Origin of the sequence: Ectothiorhodospira mobilis (assembly GCF_016584115.1) — a bacterium.
Classification (GTDB): domain Bacteria; phylum Pseudomonadota; class Gammaproteobacteria; order Ectothiorhodospirales; family Ectothiorhodospiraceae; genus Ectothiorhodospira; species Ectothiorhodospira mobilis.
The window spans coordinates 106,295-128,816 of record NZ_NRSK01000002.1; the positions used below are offsets into that span (position 1 = coordinate 106,295).

The window sequence follows — 22,522 nt, forward strand, 5'->3', positions numbered from 1 at the left end:
GACATTCAACGAAGGAACATCGGAGGTATCCCGCATGAAAATCGCAACCCAGGCCGTGCTCACCGGCACCCTGCTGGCCCTGACCGCCGGCGCCGTGCAGGCGGTGGAGCCCGAGGACGCCATCGAATACCGTCAGGCGGTGTTCGAGGTCTTCAAGTGGAACATGGGGCCCCTGGGGGCCATGGCCCAGGGCAAGATGCCCTTCGACCGGGAACAGGCGGCCCTGCACGCCCAACAGCTGAACCGGGTGGCGGACATGCCCTGGCAGGGGTTTGTCGAAGGCTCGGACAGCGGCAACAGCGAGGCCCTGGCGGAGGTGTGGACGGACCGCCAGGGGTTCGATGAAAAGGCCTCCGACTTTGAGCAGGCCGCCGCCACCCTGGCGGAACTGGTGCAAAGCGAGGCCCCCGAAGGGGACATCCGCCGCCAGATCGGGGCCGTGGGCCAGAGCTGTAAGGCCTGTCACGACCACTACCGGGAGGACTGACCCTCTCGCGGCCGCCCCGGCGGGGCGGCCGTACCTGGCCCCTCACGGGGCCAGGCTGATCCCTCCCCAGACCAGCGCGGCACAGAGGGCGAGCAGGACCAGGGCCCGCCCCATCCCCACGAAATGCACCTCCTCCACACCGCGATCCGCGGGCATGGGTTTGCGCCCGGTGATCATGGGCCGCACCAGGTCGTCCCCCTTGAGTACCCTGTGCAGCACCACGGCCACCACGTGCACCGTCACCACCGCCAGGATCAGATTGAAATTGGCGTGGTGGATCCCGGTGAGCCAGGCCCGGGTGTCCCCGGAGACCAGGGTCGCCAGGGGCCCCTGGGTGAAGATCTCGTCATCGGCGAAAAGCCCCGTCACCGCCTGCACCAGGAGCAGGCCCAGCATGAGCAGCACCGACCAGCCCCCCAGGGGGTTGTGACCAAAGCTGCGATGCATGCGGCCCCGGGCCAGGTCCCCCACATAACGGGCCACCGTCCCGGGCCCCGTGACAAAGGCCGGGAAACGGGCGCTGCGGCTGCCGAAAAAACCCCAGGCGATGCGAAACAGCACCAGGGTGAGCAGGGCATAGCCCAGCTGCATGTGCCAGCCCAGGGTGGTGAGGTCCTGCCCCGTGTACCACAGGGCCGCCAGCAGCACCGGCAGCGCCCAGTGGAACAGGCGCGTGGGGGCGTCCCACAGCCTGAGGGGATGCAACGGGATCGCCTCCTGCGTCTGTCTCTTCTCCGTCATCGCCGGTCTCCTTCACGTGCGGGATGGGGGTTCATGATGGCCCATGGGCATCGGTCTGCGCATCCCGTCCCTGGGGATCGTAGCCGGTCAACTCCACAAAACCCCGTCCCGCGGGCCGGCCGTCCTCGAAGACATCCACGGCACCCTCCCAGTAGCGCACCGTCAGGTCCATCTCCTGGTCCGGGCGCAGGGCCCGCACCTCCAGGGTCCGGTCCTCCCTGCGCAGATGCACCCGCCAGGCCACGGGGTACACGGCCCCGGAGGGGGCGGTCCAGGTATCCAGCACCTCCACCCGGTAGTCCTCCCGGGGGATGGGGCGGTAGCCGCCCCGGGGGTCCACCCACAGCCCGTGGCTCACCGGGTCCACGCCCCCGTCCTCCAGGCGCATGCGGTAGAGCATCACATCGTGGCCATCGGCCAGCTGCAGGGAGAACCAGTCCCAGCCCACCTGATCCTCCCCCAGGGCGCTGGTGCTCCATTCCCGGTCCATCCAGGACAGGCCCGACACGCGATATCCCTCGCCATCCAGGGTGAGCCTGCCCTCGGTCTGCATGCGGGTGATGGAATAATAGTAAGAGGCATTCCCCGGACGGCCCGACTTGCGGCTCAACCCCTCCTCCCCCTGCAGCACCACGGGCTTGAGGGCTTGCAAACGCAGATCCAGCGCCACCGACCCCGCCCCGGCCCGCAGCCGCCAGGGGAAATCGTTGCCGGAGACCGCCTCCAGGCGCCAATCGTCCAGCCAGACCCGGAAGGGATCCAGCTGCGCCCCCGCCAGTCCCGCCGCACCCCGGGAGAACCGCTCGAAGGCCCGGTGCCCCCCGCCGGCCACGTCGGTCACCGCCAGGTGGGCCATCCAGCCCTGGTTCGTGGCCCAGGCGGAGGGGGAGGATGGGGGTTCTGGGGCCAGGGCGAAGCGAAAGAAGGTGATCTGGAATCCGAAGCGGCGCCCGGCCGCATCCTCCAGGTTGCCGGTGACATACCACCATTCGTTGCGATAGTCGGGATGGGCCCCGTGATCCCGGGGAAAGCGGAAGTTGCGGGGCTCCACCGCCCGGGCATAGCCCGAGAGATCGTCCCCGCCCAGGGCCCGGGACACCTGCAGGCGGTCCCCCTCCCCTGCGGCCGGTTCCGGGCCCTTGCCGCAGCCCGCGATCCCCAGGATCAACAGCGGCAGCAGGATGCGCCGCATCCACAGGCGGCCGGTATGCCTCATGGCCTATTCCTCCCTCAGGTGTTCGGCGGGCCGGGCCCGGCTCATGCGATACCCGGGATAGGCCCCGGCCAGCAGGGCCGCTGCCACGGCCAGCCACAGGCCGTCGGCCAGCACCCGCCAGGGGACGCTGTGGGCCATGCTCCAGCCGAAGGAGCGGCGGTTGATCACATCGATGAGCACATCGGACATCAAAAGCCCCAGGGGGATGGCGAACAGACCCGCCGCCAGCCCCAGCAGGACGCTCTGCAGCGCCACCATCGCCCCCAGTTCCCGGGGGGTGACGCCAGTAGCCCGCAGCACGGCATGCTCCCGGGGCCGTTCCAGCTGCAGGGCCATGAGGGCGCTCAGCACCCCCACGAAGGCCACCCCCACGGTGAGCAGACGCAGCACGTGGGTGATGGCGAAGGTGCGGTCGAAGACCGCCATGGCCTCCTCGCGGATCTCCCCGGTGGGGGTGACCAGGACGGGGGCATCCAGGCCGGCGACGGCCTCGCGCACCTCCGCCAGGGCCCGTGCCCGGGGGATCCCCGGGTCCAGGAACAGCCCCAGGGAGGCCACGCCGGGGTCATCCCAGTAGCGGTCGTAGCGGTCCCGGTGGATCGTCACCAGCCCCCGGTCGGAACCATACTCCTGCACCACCCCCACGATCTCGAAGGCCCGCAGCCCCCGGTCGGTGCGCAGGGTCAGATGATCCCCCGTCTGCAGTTGCAGGCGCCAGGCCAAAGGTTCGGAGACGATCACCGCATCCCGCCGGGCCAGGGCCTCCCAGGCGGCGCGCCGCTCCCCGGAGCGGAAGCGGTAGCCCTCGGGGGTCCGGGGGGCCGGGTCCACCGCCATGAGCTCCAGGGTGCCCCGGGGCGACTGCACGGGCACGCGGCGGGCCGTGCTCACGGCCTGCACCGCCTCCAGGGCCTGCAGCCGGGGCCGGGCCGCCTCCGGCAACAGCGGGTTCAGGCCCAGACTGGAGCGGCCCGGGGCGCTGACATAGACATCCCCCTGCAGGGTCTGGCCCAGCCAGTCGTCCACGGTGGTGCGGAAGCTGGAGACCATCACCCCCACCCCGATGGTGGCGGAGACGGCCACCGCCAGGGCGGCCACCGCCAGGGCGGAACGGCTCAGCCCGGCACTCACCCCCCGTGCCGCCATGCGGCCCATGGCCCCGAAGACCCCCCCCATGACCGGGGCCAACCCCCGGGAGAGCCCCATGAGACCCAGCGGCACCAGCAGGGCATAGCCCAGGATGAGGGTGAACAGGGCCACGAAGCCCAGTACCAGGCTGCGGCTGGGCCACAGGATCAGGGCCAGGCCCAGGGCCATGAGCCCGGCCCCCGCCCATCCCAGCCACGGGATGAGGCGTCCCACCCGGCGCTCCAGGTGGGAGCGGCTCAGGGCATCCCGGGGGGAGACCCGGGCCGCCTCCCAGGCGGGCCCCAGGGCCGCCACGGCGGTGGCCCCCAGCCCCAGGGCCAGTCCCTTGAGCAGCACCCAGGGGGACAGGTCCAGTGCGGTGACGCTGAGGACGAAGTACATGTCCGAGATGGTGCGGGTCACCATCTGCAGCAGGAAGCGGCCGATGACCGTCCCCGCCAGCAGGCCCAGCAGGGTGCCCATCAGACCCACCACCAGGGCCTCCGCCATCACGCGGCGGCCCAGTTCGCCGCCGGTCATCCCCTGCATGCGCAAGAGGGCCAGCAGACGCCGGCGGCGCAGCACGGAGAAGATCATGGTGTTGTAGACCAGAAAGCCCCCCACCAGCAGGGCCAGCAGGCTCATGGCCGCCAGGTTCACCTGAAAGGCCCGGGCCAGTTGCAGCGTGGCCTCATTGCGCCCCTCGGTGCGCACCAGGTCGGCCCCCGGCGGCAACAGGGCCCGCACCCGCTGCACCGCCGCCGGGTCTTCCAGGATCAGGTCGATGCGGTCCAGGCGGCCCACCCGGTCCAGGAGCCCCTGGGCCTGGGCGATGTCCGCCACCAGGATGCCGTCCAGGGCGGGATCGTCGCTGTCCAGGACGGTCTCCAGGGTCACCGGGTGCCGCTCCCCGAGCACCTCCAGGGAAAAGCCCTCCCCCGCCGTCAGGCCCAGGCGGTCGGCGGCCCGCCGGCTCAGGGCCACGCCATCGCCGGAGGTGATCAGGTCGGTCATGCCGCCGCCCTGCAGGCCGGCGGCGTAGCTGCGAAAGGGGGCCTCGGCAAAGGGATCCAGGCCCAGCAGGGTCAGGGTCTCGCCCCGGATCTGCACATGGCCCTCCACCACCGGGGCACTGTCCCGCACCCCGGCCTGGCGCAGCCGGGTGTAGACGGCCTCGTCCAGGCCCGCCGGACCGCCCAGCACCTGGTGGGTGGCACGCCCGGAGACCGCGTCCAGGGACAGTTCAAAGGCCCGGGATGCGCTGGAGTTGGCCAGGTCCACCCCCACCACCACGGCCACCCCCAGGGCGACGCCGAGGATGGACAGCAGCACATTCCAGGGATGGCGCCGGTGATCCCGCAGCAGGGCCAGGAACAGGCTGTTCATGGATGCACATCCCCGCGATCCAGACGCCCCTCGCACAGGGTCCACACCCGGTCGGCCACCGCCGCCACGTCGCGGCTGTGGGTCACCATCACCAGGGTGCGGCCCTGACGCCGGACCAGATCCCGGAGCAGGGTGATGATGCGGTCACCGGTATCGGCGTCCAGGTTTCCCGTGGGCTCGTCCGCCAGCAGCAGGGCCGGCTCGTGGGCGATGGCCCGGGCGATGGCCACCCGCTGTTGCTCGCCCCCGGAGAGGGCATCGGGGAAGGCCCCGCCCCGTCCGGGCAGGCCCACCTGTTCCAGCAGATCCTCCACGCGGCTGCGCCGTTCCCGGGCCGGAAGGCCGTTGAGTTCCAGGGGCAGGGCGATATTCTCCGCCACGGTGAGGGTGGGCACCAGATTGAAGAACTGGTAGACAAAGCCCACGCGGCGGCGGCGGAACAGGGTGCGCTCCCGTTCCCCCATGCGGTCCAGGCGCTGCCCCTCCACCTGGATCTCGCCGCCGTCGGGGCGGTCGATCCCCGCCAGCAGATTCAGCAGCGTGGACTTGCCCGAGCCGGACCGCCCCAGCAGGGCAACGATCTCCCCGCGCTCCACCCGGGCGTCGATGCCGTCCAGCACCACGCGCCGGTGCCCCCCCTCCTCGTAGGCACGGCGCAGATCCCGGACGAAAAGGACCGGACCTTCCCCGGGCGTCGCTGTCGCATTGGCCATGATGGGTTTCCTGTCTTGTGGTTATTGTCCGTTGGGGACGGGGGAGGCCTCAGGCCCCGTCCGGGTCCAGCACATGCTCCACCACCAGTTGCGCGCTGCAGGCCCCGCGGAACTCGTTGGCATCCAGACGGTAGGCCAGGTGCACCCTGTCCCGGTCCTGCGGCCAGTCCCCGGGATCGATATGGAAGGCGATGCCGCCGATCTCCGTATGGCCGCCCCGGGGCCGCAGGCGCAGGCGCAGATGACGCCCCCCCAGCAGCCGGCGTTCCAGCACCTGGAATTCCCCGTCGAACAGGGGCTCCGGAAAGCCCTGCCCCCAGGGACCGGCGGCGCGCAGGGCCTCGGCGGTCTCCAGGTTCAGTTCGTGCTCCGCCAGGGGGCCGTCGCTGTGGATCACCCCCTCCAGGTCCGCCGGGGACAGGGTCCGGCGCACGTGGTCATCGAACCGATGGCGGAAGGCCTCCAGCCGGTCCGCCGGCAAGCTCAGCCCCGCCGCCATGGCATGGCCGCCGAAGCGGGTGATGAGGCCGGGATGGCTGGCGTCGATGGCCGCCAGGGCGTCGCGCATGTGCAATCCGGGGATGGAGCGGGCGGAACCCTTGAGCTCCCCCGCCTCCCCCGGGGCGAAGGCGATCACCGGCCTGTGCAGCCGCTCCTTGAGCCGTGAGGCCACGATGCCGATCACCCCCTGATGCCAGTGGGGTTCATGCACACACAGCCCGTGCCATGTCTCCCGGTCCAGGCCGCCTTGGAGCAACGCCTCCAGCCCCTCCAGGGCCTCGGCCTGCATCTGCTGTTCCACCTCCCGGCGTTCCCGGTTGAGATCGTCCAGGGCGCGGGCCAGTTCCCGGGCCCGGTCTGCATCATCGGTCAGCAGGCACTCGATGCCCAGGGACATATCGTCCATGCGCCCGGCGGCGTTGAGGCGGGGGCCGGCGGCGAATCCCAGGTCCGAGGCCACCACCCGCTGTGGGTTGCGTCCCGCCACCTCCAAAAGGGCCCGGATGCCCGGCACGGCCCGGCCGGCGCGCATGCGCCGCAGCCCCTGTTCCACCAGGATGCGGTTGGTCTGCTCCAGGGGGACCACATCCGCCACCGTGCCCAGGGCCACCAGGTCCAGGAAATCCCCCATGACCGGCTCGGGCAACCCCCGCTGCGCGAACCAGCCGCCCGCCCGCAGGCGGGCCCGCAGGGCCGCCAGGACGTAGAAGATCACCCCCACCCCCGCCAGGGACTTGGCCGGGAAGGGATCACCGGGCAGGTTGGGGTCCACCAGGGCATCCGCCTCCGGCAGATGCTCCCCGGGCAGGTGATGGTCGGTGACCAGCACCCGCATGCCCCGGTCCCGGGCCGCCCGCACCCCCTCGATGCTGGCGATGCCGTTGTCCACGGTGAGGATCAGGTCCGGGGCCCGGTCGGCGGCCACCGCCACGATCTCCGGGGTGAGTCCGTAGCCGTACTCGAAACGGTTGGGCACCAGGTAATCCAGACGCGATGCCCCCATGGCCCCCAGGGCCCGCAGGGCCAGGGCGGTGCTGGTGGCGCCGTCGGCGTCAAAGTCCCCCACCACCAGGATGGACCAGTCCTCCCGCAGGGCCTGCTCCAGCAGCGCCGTGGCGGTGTCGATACCGGAGAGCCCGGAATGGGCCGGCAGCCCGCCCAGGCCATGCTCCACCTGGGCCGGGTCCGTAATGCCGCGATGGGCATAGACCCGGGTGAGCACATCCGCACCCGCCGGGCTGTGGGCGGGCCGCACCAGGCGCCGCCGGGCCTTCATCGTCCCCCCCCGGTACACAGGGGGCGGGGACGGCGCCAGAGGCGCCAGGCGGCCCCGCGGCCCAGGCGCAGCCCCTGAGCGTCGGCATGCACCTGCAGTTCCTGCAGTACACCCCGGCGCAGGCGGGCGCGCAGGGGGGCAAACCAGGCCCGTTCCAGCCCCTCCAGGGTGGCCATCCAGGCCTCGATATCGTCGTAGGCGGCCGCCCTCTGGAGCGGGTCCAGCAGCACCAGCACGGCGCCACGGCCGGAATGGGCCTCCAGGGCCGCCCAGAGGGCATCGGCATGGTCCGGCAGCGGCTGCTGCGTCACCCCGCTCCAGCGGCACAGCCCCCGCAGCAGGGGGATATCACCAAAGGCGGCGGCCAGCGGCGGGGATGGGGGTGGCCCGGGCAGGGCCCCGGCCCCCCAGAGCCAGAGGCTGTTCACCGCCGGCAGCCCCCGGGCCGTACGTTCCCCGTTCACCCGCGCCGCGTCCAGCACCATCTGGATCTCCGTGAGCCGGCGCACCCATTCATGGTCGGCCCGCTCGCCGCCACCGGGCAACAGGCGCTGGATCCGCCCCCCCATGGCCAGGGACAGGGGGGCGCTGTCCAGGGGGGGGGCTGTATCCGGGAGGCGCAACTGCCAGTGCGCCGGGTCCGGGGCTTCCATGCCGCCGATGCGCTCCCCGAAATGGGCGTTCAGTTCCGCCACCAGGCCAGCGGCCTGTGCCGGCGAAAGCTCCAGCCGGGCCGCGTCGTTCAGGATCAGATCGTCCGTCCCCACCTGCAGATGCACCGGATCGGCGCAGGCCCAGGCATCCGCTCCGGGATCTGCGCCCAGACCCAGGCGGATGAAGGGGGCGGCGGGCGTGCCGGTCTCCAGGCCGAACAACCGGCACAGCCGGGTCTCCACGGCCTGCTCCAGGGACGACGAGACCTCCCCCCGGCCCCGGAACCATTCCAGCGCAGGGGCCCGCCCCACGCCACCGTAGGAGGCACACCATTCCGGCACCCGTCGCCACAGGCCCGGCACCAGCAGATGCAGGACAGTCGGGGTCATGGGCAATGGGGGCTGGGTTTGTACATGGTGGATACCGGACAAGGAAAGTCCGGTATTGTCCACGATCCGGGCCGAAAGGCCAAAGGGGTTTGGGACCACCCTCGCCATTGCGCGCCAGCTCCCGGCTGATCGGATTCTGGCTACACTCCAGATGCCGAGCCATCGCCACCGGCGAGTACCCCAACCCCGCCCCATCATGCGGCGCGTTGCCGCTGTAAAGAGCCCATCAAGACCTTGATCGGGGCCCGGTATCCGACCTGGGTCGGCTGGGGCCGGTAGTACACCGAGGAACGACTGACGTCGAGCAACTGACGCTGTCGCCGGAAGCTGACATCAACCGCCTGCGGCTCCACCAGGGCCTGTCACTGGGCCCGGCTCAACGACCGAGCCTGCGTGATAAAAAATCGCGTTCCACCGTCAGCTTGCCGGTCTCACGGTACAGGGTGTCGATCTCCTCCTGAGTCTTCTGGGCCGCCTTGCCTCCGCCCTTGCCCTCGAAGATCCCCGTCGCCTTGTCCAGCAACTCATGCCGCCACTGACTCATCCAGGTCCACCCATAGAAATCAAATGGGTACGCCTTACCGGTAGACCTCCTTGCGGTGTCCGATCCGCACGACCAGCACCACCAGAACATCCTGGCGCAGTTCGCAGACCAGGCGATAATCCCCCACCCGGTAGCGCCATAGCTCCGAGAGGTGGCCCTTAAGCCCCTTGCCGAGCTGGCGTGGATCGTCCAGGGGCTCGATGCGCTGGCGCAGGTAGTCGCATATCCGCTTCGCCTCAGCGTGGCCCAGTTTCTTCAGCTGCTTCCTGGTCTCTTCCGTGAGCTCAATCCGCCAAGCCAAGGTCGCGCTCCACCTCGTCTAGCGTATAGGTGCGCTCTTCGCCCCGGCGCATCCGCTCCAACGTCTGCTCGGCCAGATAGATGTCCTCCAGGTCCTCCAGGTGCTCCTCGATGGCCTCGCGGATGTAGTAGGTCGCTGTGCGCCCCGTCCGCGCCGCCAGCGCCTGCAACCGCTCATAGGTCTCGTCAGAAATCCGTACTGCCGTTTGCTTGGTCACCCACTTCGCCCCGCAAGGTATGCATGTATACCTTAATATACCGCACGGGGCGCGAAACGGGGCCTGAATTCAGGGGTTTTTTCCCGCCCGGTCACCACGCTCGTCGAAACCCGGCCGCGGGGCGTGGTCGGGGTTGGCCCGGCGGGCGAGGACGAAGGCCAGGGCGATGGCGGGCAGGCCCGCCAGGGCGGAGGTGACGAAGAACCAGAACCAGCCCACCGCCTCCACCAGCAGGCCGGTGAACCCCGCCAGGAACTGGCCCGGGAGGGTCATGAGGGAACTGAACAGGGCGTACTGGGTGGCGGTGTAGGCGGTATTGGTGAGGCTGGAGAGATAGGCGATGAACACCGCCACCGCCAGGCCGCCGGTGATGTTGTCGGCGACGATGGCCACCACCAGCCCCCCCATCTGTGGCCCCAGCAGGGCCAGCCAGGAGAAGGCGAGATTGGTCAGGGGGGCCATGAAGGCCGTGACAAGGAGCATGGGGGTGATGCCGAACCGGGCCACCAGTACCCCCCCCAGGCCGGCCCCCAGCAGGGTCATGGCCAGGCCGAAGGCGGCGGCCACATTGGCGATCTGCGCCTTGGTGAAGCCCAGATCCAGATAGAAGGGATTGGCCATCACCCCCATGAAGATGTCGCTGATGCGGAAGATCCCGATGAAGACCAGGATCACCAGGGCCATGCGCCCGTAGCGGCGGAAGAAATCGGCGAACGGGCACACCACCGCACCGATGAACCAGGCCGCCAGATCCCGCCGCCAGCCCCGGCTGCGGGTGCGGTCCAGGTAGTCCACCACCCGCTGCTCCGCCTGCCAGGTGGGCCGGTCCACGTCGCCTTCCGGTTCCCGCACGATCAGGGTGGTGGCCAGGCCCACCCCCATGAGGGCGGCCATGGCGCCGTAGGCCAGGGTCCAGTCCCCCACCGCCGCCAGGTGCAGGGCCCCCGCCCCGGCCACCAGCAGGGCCACGCGGTAGCCCAGGATGTAGCTGGCGGCCATGGCCCCCTGCCGGTCCCGGCTCACCGCCTCGATGCGGTAGGCATCCACGGCGATGTCCTGGGTGGCGGAGCCGAAGGCGGCCAGCACGGCCCACAGGGCCACCCACCCCAGATGCTCCATGGGGTCGGTGAGGGCCAGCCCCAGCAGGGACAGGCCGATGGCCCCCTGGGCCAGGAGCATCCAGGCCCGGCGCCGGCCCAGCAGGCGGCTGAGGAGCGGCAGCTGCAGCCGGTCCACCACCGGGGCCCAGAAGACCTTCACCGAATGGGCCATGCCCACCCAGCTGAGAAAGCCGATGGCCGCCAGCTCCACCCCCAGGTCCCGCAGCCAGGCGGTGAAGGTGCCCCCCACCAGCAGCAGGGGCAGCCCGGCGGAGAAACCGAGAAAGAGCATGCCGATGACCCGGGGATGGCGGTAGACCCCCAGGGCCTGCCGCCAGCCACGTCCCGTGCTGTCCGCCGATGCCTTCACCCTATCCTCTCCTCCGGGGCCCTGCCCCCATGTCCCCTAGCCGCCGACCCGGCAACACCGGCGCCGGCCCCAGGGCGATGGCAGGGGCGGCGCTTGTCCGTGCCCCGGGCGGGTGGCAATCTGAGATCCCCCATGTCGCCTTGCAGGAGCCCCCCGTGTCCCTTCGCACCCTGCCGCTTGCCCTGTGCTGCGCCCTCGTCGCCCTCCCCCTGCAGGCGGAGACCATCTTCCTGCAGGAAGGCGAGCAGTGGCGGCGTGGGGACGTGCAGGTGTGGTGCGGCCGACCGCAAGGGGGATCGGATCGGCCGGTGGTGCTCACCGAATGCCAGCATTGGGACGATTTCCGGGATGAATGCCTCTTCCAGCGCCGCATCCACCGGGCCGGCGGCGTGGAATGCGTGGAGGAATGCCAGCACTGGGACGACTTCGCCGGCGCCTGTCACTTCGAGACCCGGTGCGCATACCGCCCCGGCCAGGGGGGATTCGTGCGCACGGAATGCGCCCGCTTCGATGACTTCCGCAAGACCTGCCGGGATACCCGGGAGGTCTGGATCGGGCCCTGACAGACGTTCACAAGGTCATTCCCCATGGCGGGGATTCTACGCCAGGGGCCGGAACGGGGCACAGGTCTCAGGAACCCATGCCCGGTAGCAGGGGGACCGCCAGGGGCAGCAGGAAGGCGGTGAGGATCCCGGCCAGGCTCAGGCCCAGACCGGCGAAGGCCCCGGCCGTGGCGCTGATGCCAAAGGCATGGGCCGTGCCAAAGCCGTGGGCGGTCACCCCCAGGGCGAAGCCCTTCACCCGGTCGTCCCGGATGCCCATGAGGCGGATGAGCAGGGGCGCCAGCAGGCAGCCCAGGGCCCCGGTGAGCAGCACCAGGGCGGCGGTGAGGGACGGCAGCCCCCCCAGTTTCTCCGACACCCCCATGGCGATGGGGGAGGTCACCGACTTGGGGGCCAGGGAGGCCAGGGTGCGGGGCTGCGCCCCCAGAAGGTGGGCCACGGCCACCGCACTGATGGCGGCGGTGCCCGCCCCGGCCACACCGGCGGTGAGCAGAGGCAGCAGCAGGGCCCGGATCTGGCGGCGGTGGTCATAGAGGGGGATGGCCAGAGCCACGGTGGCGGGCCCCAGCAGGAAATGGATGAACTGGGCCCCCTCGAAGTAGGTCTCGTAGTCCGTGCCGGTGAGCAGCAACACGGTGATGAGCCCGCCCATGGCCAGCAGCACGGGATGCAGCACCGGGCTGCCCCCCAGACGGCGGTTGAGCCAGAGGCCGGCCTGGAAGGCCAGCAGGGTCAGGGAGAGCCACAGCAGCGGGCTCGCGGCCAGGAAGGCCCAGATGTCGGTGCCTTCAGGCAATCCGTTCACCCCCCTCAGCCATCCCGGCCCGGGCGCCCCGCGGTGCGGATCAGTACATTCAGCAGACCCAGGGTCACCCCCAGGGCCAGGGCCGTGCTCACCACAAGCCCCGTGAGCAGGGGCCAGGCATCCTGCAGGACGCGGTCAAAATGCACCATCAGCCCCACCCCGGCGGGCACGAACAGCAGGGCCAGATGGCGCAGCAATCCGTCACATACCCCCCGCAGGGCATCGGGGACGCCCCCACGGAACACAAGGCCCAGAAACAGCAACATCATGCCCACCACCGGGCCGGGGAACGGCAGCCCCAGGGCGACCACCAGCACCTCCCCCGCCAACTGGCAGAGGAGCAGCACCAGCAGGGCGGGCACCATCCCCGGCATCAGTCACAGGGGCCGGTGCGGTGGCCGTTGATCTCGGTGCGCATGCGCATGGGGCCGATGGGGGTCTGCATGGTGGCCGTGGCCTGCCCCTCCAGGGTGTCGCCGGAAAAGTGCATCTCCGCCTGCATCTCCACTTCCATCCCCTCCTGGGTGCAGAGCAGTTCGTAGCGGGCACGGGATGCGGTCATGTCCATGGAGCGGATCTCGCAGTTCTCCTCCACCCCGAGAAATTCCCGGCCCTTGCCCAGATCCTCTTCGGTGATGCACTCGCTGGAGGTGTTGCGCTGTTCGGGGAAGGCGGCGCTGCCCTCCATGCGGCTGACGTTCTCGAAGGTCCATTGCCCGGGATTCAGGTCCGGGCGGGGATCGGCGGCCTGGGCACCGGAAAGGCCAAAGATCAGGGCAAGGCTGGCGATGCAGATCAGGGGTCGGATGGCCATGATGGGCAGGGCTCTTTGTGGGGGATGGGCAAGGCATGGTAGCAATGCCCGGCGGGGGCCGCCAGGCACCGGTGCCCGGTTCCTCAGGGATTCATGGGCTCGGGGCATCCTTCTCGATATCGAACTGCAACACCCCCAGGGCCTCATCGTAGCGGTCCAGCATCTCCGCCTGATCGCGTCCGCCGATGAAGACATTGGCGATCTCGAAGCTGTACATGTCCTGTCCCTGGAGTTCGCCCAGGTGTTGCCCCGCACGCACCGGGATCTTCACCCGGGTGCCCGGCTGACGGCGCCGGAGCCGGTCGATGGCCTCCTGGCTGGGAAGACGCAACACACGTCCACTCTCGCGGGTGCGCAACATGAAGTGCCCGGCCACGTTGTACGGTCCCTTGCGCTCCATGGGCCTGGGTTTGCGCCCCAGGGCCAGATCCACCATCACCGCCAGGTGGGAGATGCCGTGCACCTTCTCGAAGATATCCGCATGGGCCTGGGATACCCGGGGATTGATCTCCAGCAGCCAGACCTGATCGGAATCCCGATCGTAGAAGAACTCGGCGTTGAAGGGGGTCTGGTCCAGTCCGATCTGCTGCACCGCCATGCGCACCACATCCATCATGTGGTATTGGATGTCCAGGGGCAGCGAGGAGGGGTATTCGTAACGGGCAAAGGAGGAGCGGCCCGGCTCGCGCACCGAATCCACCACCCCATAGAGGTGCACCTGCCCGTCGTGACTATAGAGCTCCAGGGTGCACTGCCAGCCGCCGATGGGGGACTCCGCCAGGAAGCTCTCGGGCATCCCGGTGATCTTCTCCGGGGCCCCGAAACGCTGCATCAGGTAACGGAAAGGCTCGTCGATGAATCCCACCTTCTCGCGGCACACGGGCATCACCGCCTGGAACTGGTGCGCATCCTGGATGTGGAAGGCCAGGAAGGAGCGGAAGGATTTGAAGGGCTTGATCCAGAACGGCGGCGGCAGGTCGATGCCCTCGAAGGCCCCCTCATCGAAGGGGTTGAAGGCCTGGAACCGGGGGATATATTCCGGGATCACCTTGCGTTGTTCCAGGCGACTCCAGTACTTGTGCTCACACTTGAGCACCGCCTCCAGATCGGGACCGGGCAACCCGAAGCGGGCCGCCAGGATGGGGACCAGTATGGTACCGGGGAAATCGAAATAGCTGGCCACTGCATCCACGCTGCCGTCAAAGGTTTCCATGGTGTGGATGGCCTTGTCCAGCAGGTGGGGGATATCGTAGCGATCCACGTTGCGGATGTCGCCGATATCCAGGGCCGCATGAAAGGCGCATTCCCGCGCCTGGGGCAGACGCTCCAGCTTCTCCCGGTTGAACGCATCCAGACCGATGATGAAGACATTCTTCTTCGCCATGGAGGATTCCCCCTGATGGTGGTTGCATCGCCCGCAGGCGTTCCCTCAGATCCCGTCCCGTGGCACGGTTTCATCCCAGGTGCGGGAGAACACGCGCACATCCCCCTCATAGGCATCCAGGGTGGCGCGGATGCTGAAATGGGTGCGGGTGGAGGTGAGCACGGTGCGGGTGATGGTATGGACCGACCAATCCCCCCGGGAAAAATCCCGCTCGTGCACCACTTCCCCCCGCACCGTTTCGTAACGCCCGTTGCTGTAGCTGTAGCGCTCCTGCACCCGGCGGCCGAAGGTGAGATGGATGTCCTCCAGGCGCAGCGTGGGGTCGTTGTTGACCACCTCCAGGGCCACCTGGTTGGTGGCCAGGTTGTGCATCACCTGCCATTCCCGATGGGCCGGGGCCAGGAGGGTATGCACCGGGGCCGGGGCACGGCGTGCCTGGCCCAGATCCCGCAGGGGGGCCTCCCCTTTCGGGGCATCCCGCTGCGGCAGCAGCAGACGGCAGCCGCCGGTGCACAGGGTCAGGCGCGCCGGTTCCGGCGCCGGCCAGGCCAGGGGCCAGTAGGAACTGGACACCGACAGGCGGACGCGATGTCCGGCGCGAAAGCGCTGCGCCACCTCGTTCATGCGCACCCGCACCCGGTAGCATCGCCCCGGCTCCAGTTCCCGGGGGGTCTCATGGCCTTCCCGGTGGGTGAGATTGAGGATGCCGAAGGTCACCCGCGTGGCGCGGTCATCCGGGGCCAGGTCCGACAGCCGCACCGCCACCTGGGCCACCGGCTTGTCGGCGGCCAGTTCCAGTTCCACCTCCGGGGCCCCCAGCATCTGCAGGTCCGTCTCCAGGGGCGGGGTGTCGAACACCAGGGCCCCGCCGTCCTCCAGGCGCTGGTCCGAGGGCAGGTCCGTGGTCTCGGCGTAGGAGCACCACTTGCCGGCGAACAGGCCCACGCTCAGAGGGCTCTGGATGGTGAGTTCCTCCGCATCCGGCGGCGTCCCGCCCTGTTCCGGCAGGAGACGGCCCCGGGCCAGACGATACCCCCTGGATTGCACCGCGGGGCTGGGCCATTGAGGCTCTGCCACCCACTCGCCGGTGGTGTCCGGCAGCAGCGGATCGCGCCGGTCATGCATCCAGATACGCAGCATGGGGTCCGCCTCCACCCCCCGATCGATGCCCTTGAGCCAGTGGTCCCACCAGCGCAGGCATTCCCCGAGGAAGTCGATGCTGGGACCGGGGCCGCCCATGTGGGGATACTTGTGTCCCCAGGGGCCCACCAGCCCGCGGCGGGGGACCTGCAGATGCCGCATCAGGCGGAACACGGTGTTGGAATAGCCGTCGGCCCAGCCGCTCACCGCCATCACCGGCACGCGGATGGCGTCGTAGTCCTCGCATACCGAGGCGTGGCGCCAGTAGTCGTCCCGGCGCTGGTGCTGCAGCCACTTGTGGATCCACAGGCCGCTGCCTTCCAGGCGCTCCCGCCACATCCCGCGCCAGCACTCCCCCACCACCTGCGGGTCCGGAGGACAGCTGTTGAAGCCGAACATAGTGGAGGCCCAGGAGAGGTTGTCGGTGAGCAGGCAGCCTCCCATGTAATGCACATCGTCGGCATAGCGATCATCGGAGGAGCACACCGACACCACGGCGCCCAGTTGCGGCGGCTGCAGGGCCGCCAGCTGCAGGCCGTTGAACCCACCCCAGGAGAGGCCGAACAGCCCCACCCTGCCGGAACACCAGGGCTGGGCGGCGAGCCAGCGCAGGATCTCCAGGCCGTCGTCCAGCTCCTGCTGCAGGTATTCATCCCGCAGGATGCCCTCGGAGTCCCCGCTGCCCCGCAGGTCCACGCGCACCCCGGCATAGCCATGGGCGGCAAAGAAGCCGTGGATCTCGGCATCGCGCAGGGCCTTGTGGTCGCGTGTACGATAGGGGATGTATTCCAGGATCGCCGGCACCGGGTGGGTCTCGGCGTCCTCAGGCAACCAGATACGGGCGGCCAGGCGGCAGCCGTCCGGCATGGGGATCCGGACGGGTTCCATCACCCGCACCCGGGCGCGTTCCCCTCCCTCCTGCATCACCGCATCTCCATTCTCGGGATGTTCCAGGGAGCGTAGTCCAGCCGGCTGCACTGGAGCGCGAACCCGGGCACAATCCTGGGAGATCAATGCATCCTGAAGTGAAAACCCCCATCATGCAGACCATGCCGTCCCGGGAACCGATCATGCCCGACACCCTCGCCCAGCGCACCGTGCTCATCGTCGACGACCAGCCGGACAGCATCCAGGTCCTGGCCCGCCTCATCAAGGACGACTACCGGGTGCGCGTGGCCACGGGCGGGGAAAAGGCCCTGGAGATCGCCGCGGGGGAGGACCCGCCGGACCTGATCCTGCTGGATGTGGAGATGCCGGGCATCGACGGCTACGAGGTCTGCCGGCGCCTGAAATTCCATCCCCGAACCGTGGGCATCCCGGTCCTGTTCATCACCGCCCGCAACGATCCCGAGGACGAGGAACGGGGGCTCACCCTGGGGGCGGTGGACTACATCTCCAAGCCCTTCCGCCCCGCCGTGGTCCGCGCCCGGGTGCGCAACCACATGCGACTGAAGGTGAAGAGCGATCTGCTGGAGCAGTACTCCATGCGCGACAGCCTCACCAACGTGGCCAACCGCCGCCTGTTCGACGCACGCCTGGCGGAGGCATGGGCACGGGCCCTGCGGGAAGGCCATGATCTGACCCTGATCCTCATGGATATCGACCATTTCAAGCAGTACAACGACCACTACGGCCATGGGGCCGGGGACGACTGCCTGTGCCGTGTGGCCCGGGCCCTGCACACCCCGTTGCAGCGCCCCGGGGATCTGCTGGCCCGCTACGGCGGCGAGGAATTCATCGCCCTGCTCCCGGAGACCGATGCCCCGGGGGGGGCAGAAGGTGGCGGAGCGCCTGCGCCAGGCGGTGGAGACCCTGCAGATCCCCCATGCCACCTGCGATCGCGGCCATGTCACCCTCAGCCTGGGCTGCGCAACCCTGGCATCCGGCCTGCTCCGGGACGGAATGCAGACCCCGGCTGATCTGCTGCAAGCGGCGGACCAGGCCCTCTACCGTGCCAAGGCCGCGGGGCGCAACCGGGTGATGGTCGCGCAGGATTGAATCCCGGACGGCGGGATCATGCCAGTTCCACCCCGGCCCGTTGGGCCAGATCCCGCAGCAACCCCAGGGCCCGGTCATGCTCGAATGCCGTCACGGCCCGGGTGAGATCGCTGCCGGCCCCCTCCCCCAGATGATGCTCCAGATAGCGCACGACGCGGGCCAGCGCCCCCTCCTCCACCCATTCCTGGTGCTGCAGGGCCCGGGCCAGTTCCGCCAGACCGGCCCGGCCCTGAGAGTCCCCCGGTGTTCCGGTGCCCTGGCCCACAGCCGCCGGAGGTTCAAGCTCCAGCCCCTCCAGGACCCTGCGGGCCTCCCGGATCGCCTGCCCCAGCGCGCTGCAGGTGGCGGCCTCCACCGCTTTCCCGGCGCGCAGTCGCGCATCCGCGTTGGTGGCGATACGGGCGATGTCCACCGCACCCACCGTGCCCGCCAGCCCCTTCAGGGTATGGACCCGGCGCCGCAATGCGGCATCCTGCGGAGCCCCATGCCGTAGCGCCTCCCCGAGGTTGGCAAACTCGCCGGAGAGCTGCGACGCAAACCGGCGCAGCAGGGTCTGCTGAAAGACCGGATCCCGGTCGGCCAGGCGCAGCCCCCGGGCAAGGTCAAACCCCTCCAGGCGTTCGGGCAGGACCGGCTCCGGGGGTGGCGGAGCCTCCGCCCGGGACGGAGGTGCTGCAGGCAGGGCGTCGGCCTCCTTCCCCGGGGGCAGCCATTGGCGCAGGGTGTCATAGAACACGGGGGTGTCGATGGGCTTGCCCAGATGGGCACTGATCCCGGCCGCCCGGGCCTGCTCCCGGTGAGAGGCCATGACAGCGGCGGAGAGGGCAATCACCGGCAGATCCGGATGCCCCTCCCGGATGCGCCGGGTGGCCTCGAAGCCATCCATCACCGGCATCTGCAGATCCATGAGCACCAGATCGAAACGCCCCTTTTCCACCGCTTCCACGGCCTGGGCCCCGTCGTGCACCAGGGTGAAATCGGCCCCTGTGCGCTCCAGCAGATGGGCCACCACCTCGCGGTTGAGGGTGTTGTCCTCGGCCACCAGGATGGAGTGGCCCGACAGATCGGGGATCCGTCCCGGTTCCAGTCCCCTCTGGGTGGGGTCCATGCCGCCGGTGATCTCCATGAGGGCATCGAACAACCCGGAGGCGGTCACGGGCTTGCTGAGAAACCCCACCTCCCCCCGCAGGGCCTCGGGCAGTTCCTCCCGTTCATGGGCGCTGACCACGAGCATGTGCGGGGACCTGCCCGGCAATACCCCCCTGCGGTAACGCCGCTTCAGGTGCTTCAGGGCCTGCAACCCGTCCATCTCCCCGGGCATGCGCCAATCCAGGAGGACGAAATCAAAGGGCCGGCCTGCATGGGCCGCGGCCTCCACCCGGTCCACCGCCTCCCTGCCGCTGCCGGCTTCGGTCACGCGGAAACGGGCGTTCTCCAAAAGATCCCGCAGCACCAGCCGGGCCATGGCGTGATCATCCGCCACCAGCACATGCCCCCCGGGGATGCCCTGCAGGTCGTTCCCCGCGTCCTCCTCCACCTGCAGGGTGAGATCGAAGAAGAAACGGCTTCCCAGCCCCGGCGTGGACTCCAGCTCCAGCCGCCCGCCCATGGCCTCCACCAGACGACGGCTGATCACCAGCCCCAGGCCGCTGCCCCCATAACGGCGCGTGGTGGAGCTGTCGGCCTGGGAAAAGGCCCGGAACAGACGCGCCACCTGCTCCGGGGACATGCCCATACCCGTGTCCGACACCTCAAAGTGAAGCCGCCGGTGGTCCTTCGCGATCCCCCCTTCCAGGCAGCCGATCTCCACCAGCACATGGCCCGCTTCGGTGAACTTGATGGCGTTGCCGATCAGGTTGGTGAGGATCTGACCCAGGCGCAGGGAATCGGCGAACCAGCGGGCGGGCACATCGGGGCCGACACGGAAGATCAGTTCCAGCCCCTTGCGTCCTGCCTCGGCGCTGAAGAGGGTCTTGAGCTGGTCCAGCAGCTGCTGGATGGGGAAGGGATGCGGCTCCATTTCCAGGCGGTTGGCCTCGATCTTGGAGTAGTCGAGGATGTCATTGAGGATCCCCAGCAGCATGCGCGAGGAGCCGTGGATCTTGCCCACCTGATCCCGTTGCGCCGGGTTCAGGTCCGTCTCCAGCAGTCGCTCGCTCAGACCGATGACCGCGGTCATGGGGGTGCGGATCTCGTGGCTCATGTTGGCCAGGAATTCGCTCTTGGCCTGACTGACCTGTTCCGCGGTCTCCTTGGCCTGACGCATGTCCTGTTCCACACGCTTGCGCTCGGAGATGTCCTGGATCACGGACCAGACCACCACCTTCTCGGTGGCGGGATCGGTCATGATGAAGCCGTTGAGCAGTACGGGATACCGGCTGCCATCCTTGCGGATGTACTCCTTCTCGAAGGGACCGTAGCGTCCGGTCTCCTGGAGCTGGCGCAGTTGTTCCTGCTCCTGGGGGAAATAGCGCTCGGGGGTGAGGTCCCAGTAGCTCAGCCCCCGGAATTCCCCGGCCGTGTATCCCGAGGGCTCCAGCAGGGCGGAATTGAAATCCAAAAATTCCCCCGTCTCCAGGTCATTCATGGCCATGCCCACGGGGGAGAGTTCGAACAGGCCGCGAAACAGGCTCTCCCGCTGCTTCAGGATCTCCTGCGAACGGTGCCGCTCGGTGATGTCGTGCTGTACCCCGAAATGCCCGGTGATACGGCCCTGGTCGTCGTACAGGCAGATGTAGTCCCCCTCGATGAGGATGCTGCGGCCATCAAGACGCCGCTCCCGGGTCTCCACGTGCAAACGGCCCCGATCGAAGAGATCCCGCATGATGACGCGTCCCTGGGCGGGATCGTGGGCAAACAGATCCTGGGGGGTCAGTCCCAAAAAGTCCGCCTCGGAGGCCCCGTACTGCTCCAGCATGGCCTGATTCACCTTGGTGATGCGCTGGTGGGTCAAGATGTAATCCAGCAGGGCCTCCTTGTCCGGGGCCCCCTCCCAGACCACCGGTTCGTCGAGCATGAAGAAGAAGAACCCCTCCAGGGACTGGGAGAAGAACAACTCCAGTTGCCGCTCGTTTTCCATGAGACGCTGCTTGGAGCGTTTCTTTTCGGTGATGTCCTCGACGATGCCCACCAGGCGCACCGTTTGACCGCTCCCATCCACAAGGGGGCGGGCCACAAGACGCAGATCCCGCGGGTCCTGGCCATGGGGCAGGATGCGGATCTCCTGCTCGATGGACAGGGTACTGCCCCCCGTCAGGAGCGCCCGGAGACGCTCCCGGTCGGGGGTGGGCATCATGGCAAGCCAGGCCTCCGGATCCGGGGGGGCTCCCCGTGGGTCCAGGCCATGGATGTGGAAGGTCCGCTCGTCCCATTCCAGGCTGGCGTCTTCCAGACGCAACTCCCAGACCCCCAGACGGGCTGCCTCGGTGGCCAGGCGCAGGCGTTCGCTCAACTGCTGTTCGGCCTGGGCGGCGGTCTTTTCGGCGGTGATATCCAGTCCGGTGCCGCGATAGCCCACCAGCCGGCCCTCGGCATCGAACATGGGCTGGCCGCTGACCCGTTGCCATACCACGCTGCCGTCCGGGCGCAGGGAACGATGTTCCAGCCCCCGCCAGGCACCGGCCTGGGCCGCCCATTTCTGCAGCCGCCCGCGCACATGCCGGGCATCCTCCGGGGGCATGAAGTCCATGGGGGAATGGCCCAGCAGCGCCGAGACCGGCCGCCCCAGGAGGGGTTCCACCGGCCGGGTCAGCAGGGTATAGATGCCCTCGGCATCGATCTCCCAGATGTACTCCCCGGCGGCTTCGGCCACGTCACGAAAACGCCGTTCGCTTTCCTGCAGGGCCTGCAGGGTCTCGCACAGGGCCTGTTCCCGCGCCTCGTTCTGCCGCGTCACCGCCTCCAGGCGGTCATTGCGCTCCTTGAGGGTGGCATTGAGGGCGGTGAGTTCCTCCTGATGCTGCTTGAGCAGATTGAACCACTGGTTGTAGTAGAGATTGACCAGTTCCTTCTGCCCGATCACCCCGGCCAGGCCGCCGCGCTCATCGACCACCACGATACGGCGCAGATGCCGCTGGCGGCAGAAATTCAGGGCCTCGGCAATGGTGACCGTCTCGCTCAGGGTGATCACTGGTGAGGTCATGAAACGGGTCACGGGTTGTCCCAGGTCGGTTCCGTTCCGCAGCAGGGCGATCAGATCCCGCCGCGTGAGGATGCCCGCCGGCCGCCCCTCCTGGGTGATCACCACGGCCGTGCGCAGTTGCGCATGCATGCCCTGCAACACCTCATCCAGAGGGGTCTGCGGAGAGGCGGTCAGGGGCCGGCTGCCCAGCAGCAGCATGCGCAGGGGCTGGGTACGGGCCAGGGTCTCCGGATCCAGGGCACCGGCCAGGTCGGTGTAGCCGATGATCCCCGCAAGCCGGCCCCGGTCATCCTCCAGACAGACGCGCTCTCCGGGATTGTGGATGAGGGCAAGGGCCTCCAGCACGGAATCCTCCACCGAAAGCACCGGCAGCCGCGGCAGTTCCAGCCGGGACAGGGGCGTCGTGAAATCCCACCCCTCCAGGCGCAGCGGCACCAGGGCATCCGCCGTCAGGACACGGTAACCCTCCCGGCCCCGGACCACCACGTCCCGGATGTCGTGGTGATGCATGGCCTCCATGGCCTCCTGCACGCTGGCGGTCTCCGGCAGGGCCACCACATCGGCGGTGGCCAGATCTTGCAAGCGGTTCAGGGTCATGGCAGCACCCGACGGGTATTCACCGTTATCATGGGCTCTCCATCATCCCATGGAGAG

Annotated in this window: 19 protein-coding genes and 1 pseudogene; 4 read left to right on the plus strand and 16 right to left on the minus strand. The window is 69.1% G+C overall.

Going from position 1 to position 22,522, the window contains the following annotated elements; translation table 11 throughout:
• The first annotated feature begins 34 nt into the window (after positions 1 to 34).
• A complete protein-coding gene (locus tag CKO33_RS01595) occupies positions 35 to 487 on the plus strand; it encodes a c-type cytochrome (protein WP_200178585.1) in 453 nt (150 codons plus the stop codon).
• Between the two features lie 42 nt (positions 488 to 529).
• Here the strand turns inward: CKO33_RS01595 and CKO33_RS01600 are convergent, their stop codons facing one another.
• The 10 genes from CKO33_RS01600 to CKO33_RS01645 all read right to left on the minus strand — a co-directional run bounded on the left by CKO33_RS01600 (position 530) and on the right by CKO33_RS01645 (position 11,023).
• Positions 530 to 1,228, minus strand: a complete 699-nt coding sequence (locus tag CKO33_RS01600) for a cytochrome b/b6 domain-containing protein (protein WP_200178587.1) — start codon at positions 1,226 to 1,228, stop codon at positions 530 to 532.
• A 31-nt stretch (positions 1,229 to 1,259) separates the two neighbouring features.
• Positions 1,260 to 2,444 (minus strand): lipocalin-like domain-containing protein, encoded by a 1,185-nt coding sequence (locus CKO33_RS01605; RefSeq protein ID WP_242472415.1) that lies wholly within the window; start codon positions 2,442 to 2,444, stop codon positions 1,260 to 1,262.
• Positions 2,445 to 2,447: 3 nt separating this feature from the next.
• On the minus strand, positions 2,448 to 4,958 hold the full coding sequence (locus CKO33_RS01610) for an ABC transporter permease (protein ID WP_200178588.1): 2,511 nt from the start codon (positions 4,956 to 4,958) through the stop codon (positions 2,448 to 2,450).
• The gene (locus CKO33_RS01615) at positions 4,955 to 5,671 is read right to left on the minus strand and encodes an ABC transporter ATP-binding protein (protein ID WP_200178590.1); all 717 of its coding nucleotides are present in this window, start codon (positions 5,669 to 5,671) and stop codon (positions 4,955 to 4,957) included. The genes CKO33_RS01610 and CKO33_RS01615 overlap by 4 nt, the downstream gene beginning before the upstream one ends.
• 49 nt (positions 5,672 to 5,720) lie before the next feature.
• On the minus strand, positions 5,721 to 7,448 hold the full coding sequence (gene recJ, locus CKO33_RS01620) for a single-stranded-DNA-specific exonuclease RecJ (protein WP_200178592.1): 1,728 nt from the start codon (positions 7,446 to 7,448) through the stop codon (positions 5,721 to 5,723).
• Positions 7,445 to 8,491, minus strand: a complete 1,047-nt coding sequence (locus CKO33_RS01625; RefSeq protein WP_200178594.1) for a hypothetical protein — start codon at positions 8,489 to 8,491, stop codon at positions 7,445 to 7,447. The genes recJ and CKO33_RS01625 overlap by 4 nt, the downstream gene beginning before the upstream one ends.
• Positions 8,492 to 8,867: 376 nt before the next feature.
• Complete coding sequence (locus CKO33_RS01630) at positions 8,868 to 9,035, minus strand: hypothetical protein (RefSeq protein WP_200178596.1); 168 nt, start codon at positions 9,033 to 9,035, stop codon at positions 8,868 to 8,870.
• A gap of 34 nt (positions 9,036 to 9,069) precedes the next feature.
• Positions 9,070 to 9,336 carry a type II toxin-antitoxin system RelE family toxin gene (locus CKO33_RS01635; protein ID WP_200178598.1) on the minus strand — a complete coding sequence of 89 codons (267 nt, stop codon included), beginning with the start codon at positions 9,334 to 9,336 and terminating at the stop codon, positions 9,070 to 9,072.
• On the minus strand, positions 9,320 to 9,553 hold the full coding sequence (gene relB / locus CKO33_RS01640) for a type II toxin-antitoxin system RelB family antitoxin (RefSeq protein WP_200178601.1): 234 nt from the start codon (positions 9,551 to 9,553) through the stop codon (positions 9,320 to 9,322). Before relB ends, CKO33_RS01635 begins: the two co-directional genes overlap by 17 nt.
• 69 nt (positions 9,554 to 9,622) lie before the next feature.
• Positions 9,623 to 11,023: an AmpG family muropeptide MFS transporter gene (locus tag CKO33_RS01645; RefSeq protein ID WP_439099407.1), complete on the minus strand. Its 1,401-nt coding sequence runs from the start codon at positions 11,021 to 11,023 to the stop codon at positions 9,623 to 9,625.
• A 155-nt stretch (positions 11,024 to 11,178) separates the two neighbouring features.
• Here CKO33_RS01645 and CKO33_RS01650 point away from each other — a divergent pair, with 155 nt between their 5' ends.
• Positions 11,179 to 11,586: a hypothetical protein gene (locus tag CKO33_RS01650; protein ID WP_200178603.1), complete on the plus strand. Its 408-nt coding sequence runs from the start codon at positions 11,179 to 11,181 to the stop codon at positions 11,584 to 11,586.
• Between the two features lie 67 nt (positions 11,587 to 11,653).
• Here the strand turns inward: CKO33_RS01650 and CKO33_RS01655 are convergent, their stop codons facing one another.
• The 5 genes from CKO33_RS01655 to CKO33_RS01675 all read right to left on the minus strand — a co-directional run bounded on the left by CKO33_RS01655 (position 11,654) and on the right by CKO33_RS01675 (position 16,653).
• Complete coding sequence (locus CKO33_RS01655; protein WP_439099408.1) at positions 11,654 to 12,391, minus strand: LrgB family protein; 738 nt, start codon at positions 12,389 to 12,391, stop codon at positions 11,654 to 11,656.
• A 5-nt stretch (positions 12,392 to 12,396) separates the two neighbouring features.
• A complete protein-coding gene (locus CKO33_RS01660) occupies positions 12,397 to 12,756 on the minus strand; it encodes a CidA/LrgA family protein (RefSeq protein WP_200178607.1) in 360 nt (119 codons plus the stop codon).
• Between the two features lie 8 nt (positions 12,757 to 12,764).
• Positions 12,765 to 13,205 (minus strand): DUF3617 domain-containing protein, encoded by a 441-nt coding sequence (locus tag CKO33_RS01665; protein WP_200178614.1) that lies wholly within the window; start codon positions 13,203 to 13,205, stop codon positions 12,765 to 12,767.
• Positions 13,206 to 13,296: 91 nt separating this feature from the next.
• Positions 13,297 to 14,589, minus strand: coding sequence for an ATP-grasp domain-containing protein (locus CKO33_RS01670; RefSeq protein ID WP_200178616.1), 1,293 nt, complete (start codon positions 14,587 to 14,589; stop codon positions 13,297 to 13,299).
• A 45-nt stretch (positions 14,590 to 14,634) separates the two neighbouring features.
• Positions 14,635 to 16,653 (minus strand): CocE/NonD family hydrolase, encoded by a 2,019-nt coding sequence (locus tag CKO33_RS01675; protein WP_200178622.1) that lies wholly within the window; start codon positions 16,651 to 16,653, stop codon positions 14,635 to 14,637.
• 146 nt (positions 16,654 to 16,799) lie between these two features.
• On the opposite strand from CKO33_RS01675, the pseudogene CKO33_RS01680 reads away from it, so the two are divergent.
• Both CKO33_RS01680 and CKO33_RS14000 read left to right on the plus strand, forming a co-directional pair.
• Positions 16,800 to 17,435 (plus strand): annotated as a pseudogene (locus CKO33_RS01680) (response regulator); the annotation flags it as partial.
• Positions 17,436 to 17,487: 52 nt separating this feature from the next.
• Positions 17,488 to 17,727, plus strand: coding sequence for a diguanylate cyclase (locus tag CKO33_RS14000; RefSeq protein ID WP_439099409.1), 240 nt, complete (start codon positions 17,488 to 17,490; stop codon positions 17,725 to 17,727).
• A gap of 16 nt (positions 17,728 to 17,743) precedes the next feature.
• On the opposite strand, the gene CKO33_RS01685 is transcribed toward CKO33_RS14000, so the two are convergent.
• Complete coding sequence (locus tag CKO33_RS01685) at positions 17,744 to 22,465, minus strand: PAS domain S-box protein (protein WP_200178624.1); 4,722 nt, start codon at positions 22,463 to 22,465, stop codon at positions 17,744 to 17,746.
• Positions 22,466 to 22,522: the final 57 nt, after the last annotated feature.

Bases quoted from the DNA above. Each gene is read 5' to 3' on its own strand.
- CKO33_RS01660 (WP_200178607.1), bottom strand. From the start codon at position 12,756: ATGGTGCCCGCCCTGCTGGTGCTGCTCCTCTGCCAGTTGGCGGGGGAG.
- CKO33_RS01595 (WP_200178585.1), top strand. From the start codon at position 35: ATGAAAATCGCAACCCAGGCCGTGCTCACCGGCACCCTGCTGGCCCTG.
- CKO33_RS01685 (WP_200178624.1), bottom strand. From the start codon at position 22,465: ATGACCCTGAACCGCTTGCAAGATCTGGCCACCGCCGATGTGGTGGCC.
- recJ (WP_200178592.1), bottom strand. From the start codon at position 7,448: ATGAAGGCCCGGCGGCGCCTGGTGCGGCCCGCCCACAGCCCGGCGGGT.
- CKO33_RS01675 (WP_200178622.1), bottom strand. From the start codon at position 16,653: ATGCAGGAGGGAGGGGAACGCGCCCGGGTGCGGGTGATGGAACCCGTC.
- CKO33_RS01615 (WP_200178590.1), bottom strand. From the start codon at position 5,671: ATGGCCAATGCGACAGCGACGCCCGGGGAAGGTCCGGTCCTTTTCGTC.
- CKO33_RS01670 (WP_200178616.1), bottom strand. From the start codon at position 14,589: ATGGCGAAGAAGAATGTCTTCATCATCGGTCTGGATGCGTTCAACCGG.
- CKO33_RS14000 (WP_439099409.1), top strand. From the start codon at position 17,488: ATGCCCCGGGGGGGGCAGAAGGTGGCGGAGCGCCTGCGCCAGGCGGTG.
- CKO33_RS01610 (WP_200178588.1), bottom strand. From the start codon at position 4,958: ATGAACAGCCTGTTCCTGGCCCTGCTGCGGGATCACCGGCGCCATCCC.
- CKO33_RS01600 (WP_200178587.1), bottom strand. From the start codon at position 1,228: ATGACGGAGAAGAGACAGACGCAGGAGGCGATCCCGTTGCATCCCCTC.
- CKO33_RS01605 (WP_242472415.1), bottom strand. From the start codon at position 2,444: ATGAGGCATACCGGCCGCCTGTGGATGCGGCGCATCCTGCTGCCGCTG.
- CKO33_RS01630 (WP_200178596.1), bottom strand. From the start codon at position 9,035: ATGAGTCAGTGGCGGCATGAGTTGCTGGACAAGGCGACGGGGATCTTC.
- CKO33_RS01625 (WP_200178594.1), bottom strand. From the start codon at position 8,491: ATGACCCCGACTGTCCTGCATCTGCTGGTGCCGGGCCTGTGGCGACGG.
- CKO33_RS01665 (WP_200178614.1), bottom strand. From the start codon at position 13,205: ATGGCCATCCGACCCCTGATCTGCATCGCCAGCCTTGCCCTGATCTTT.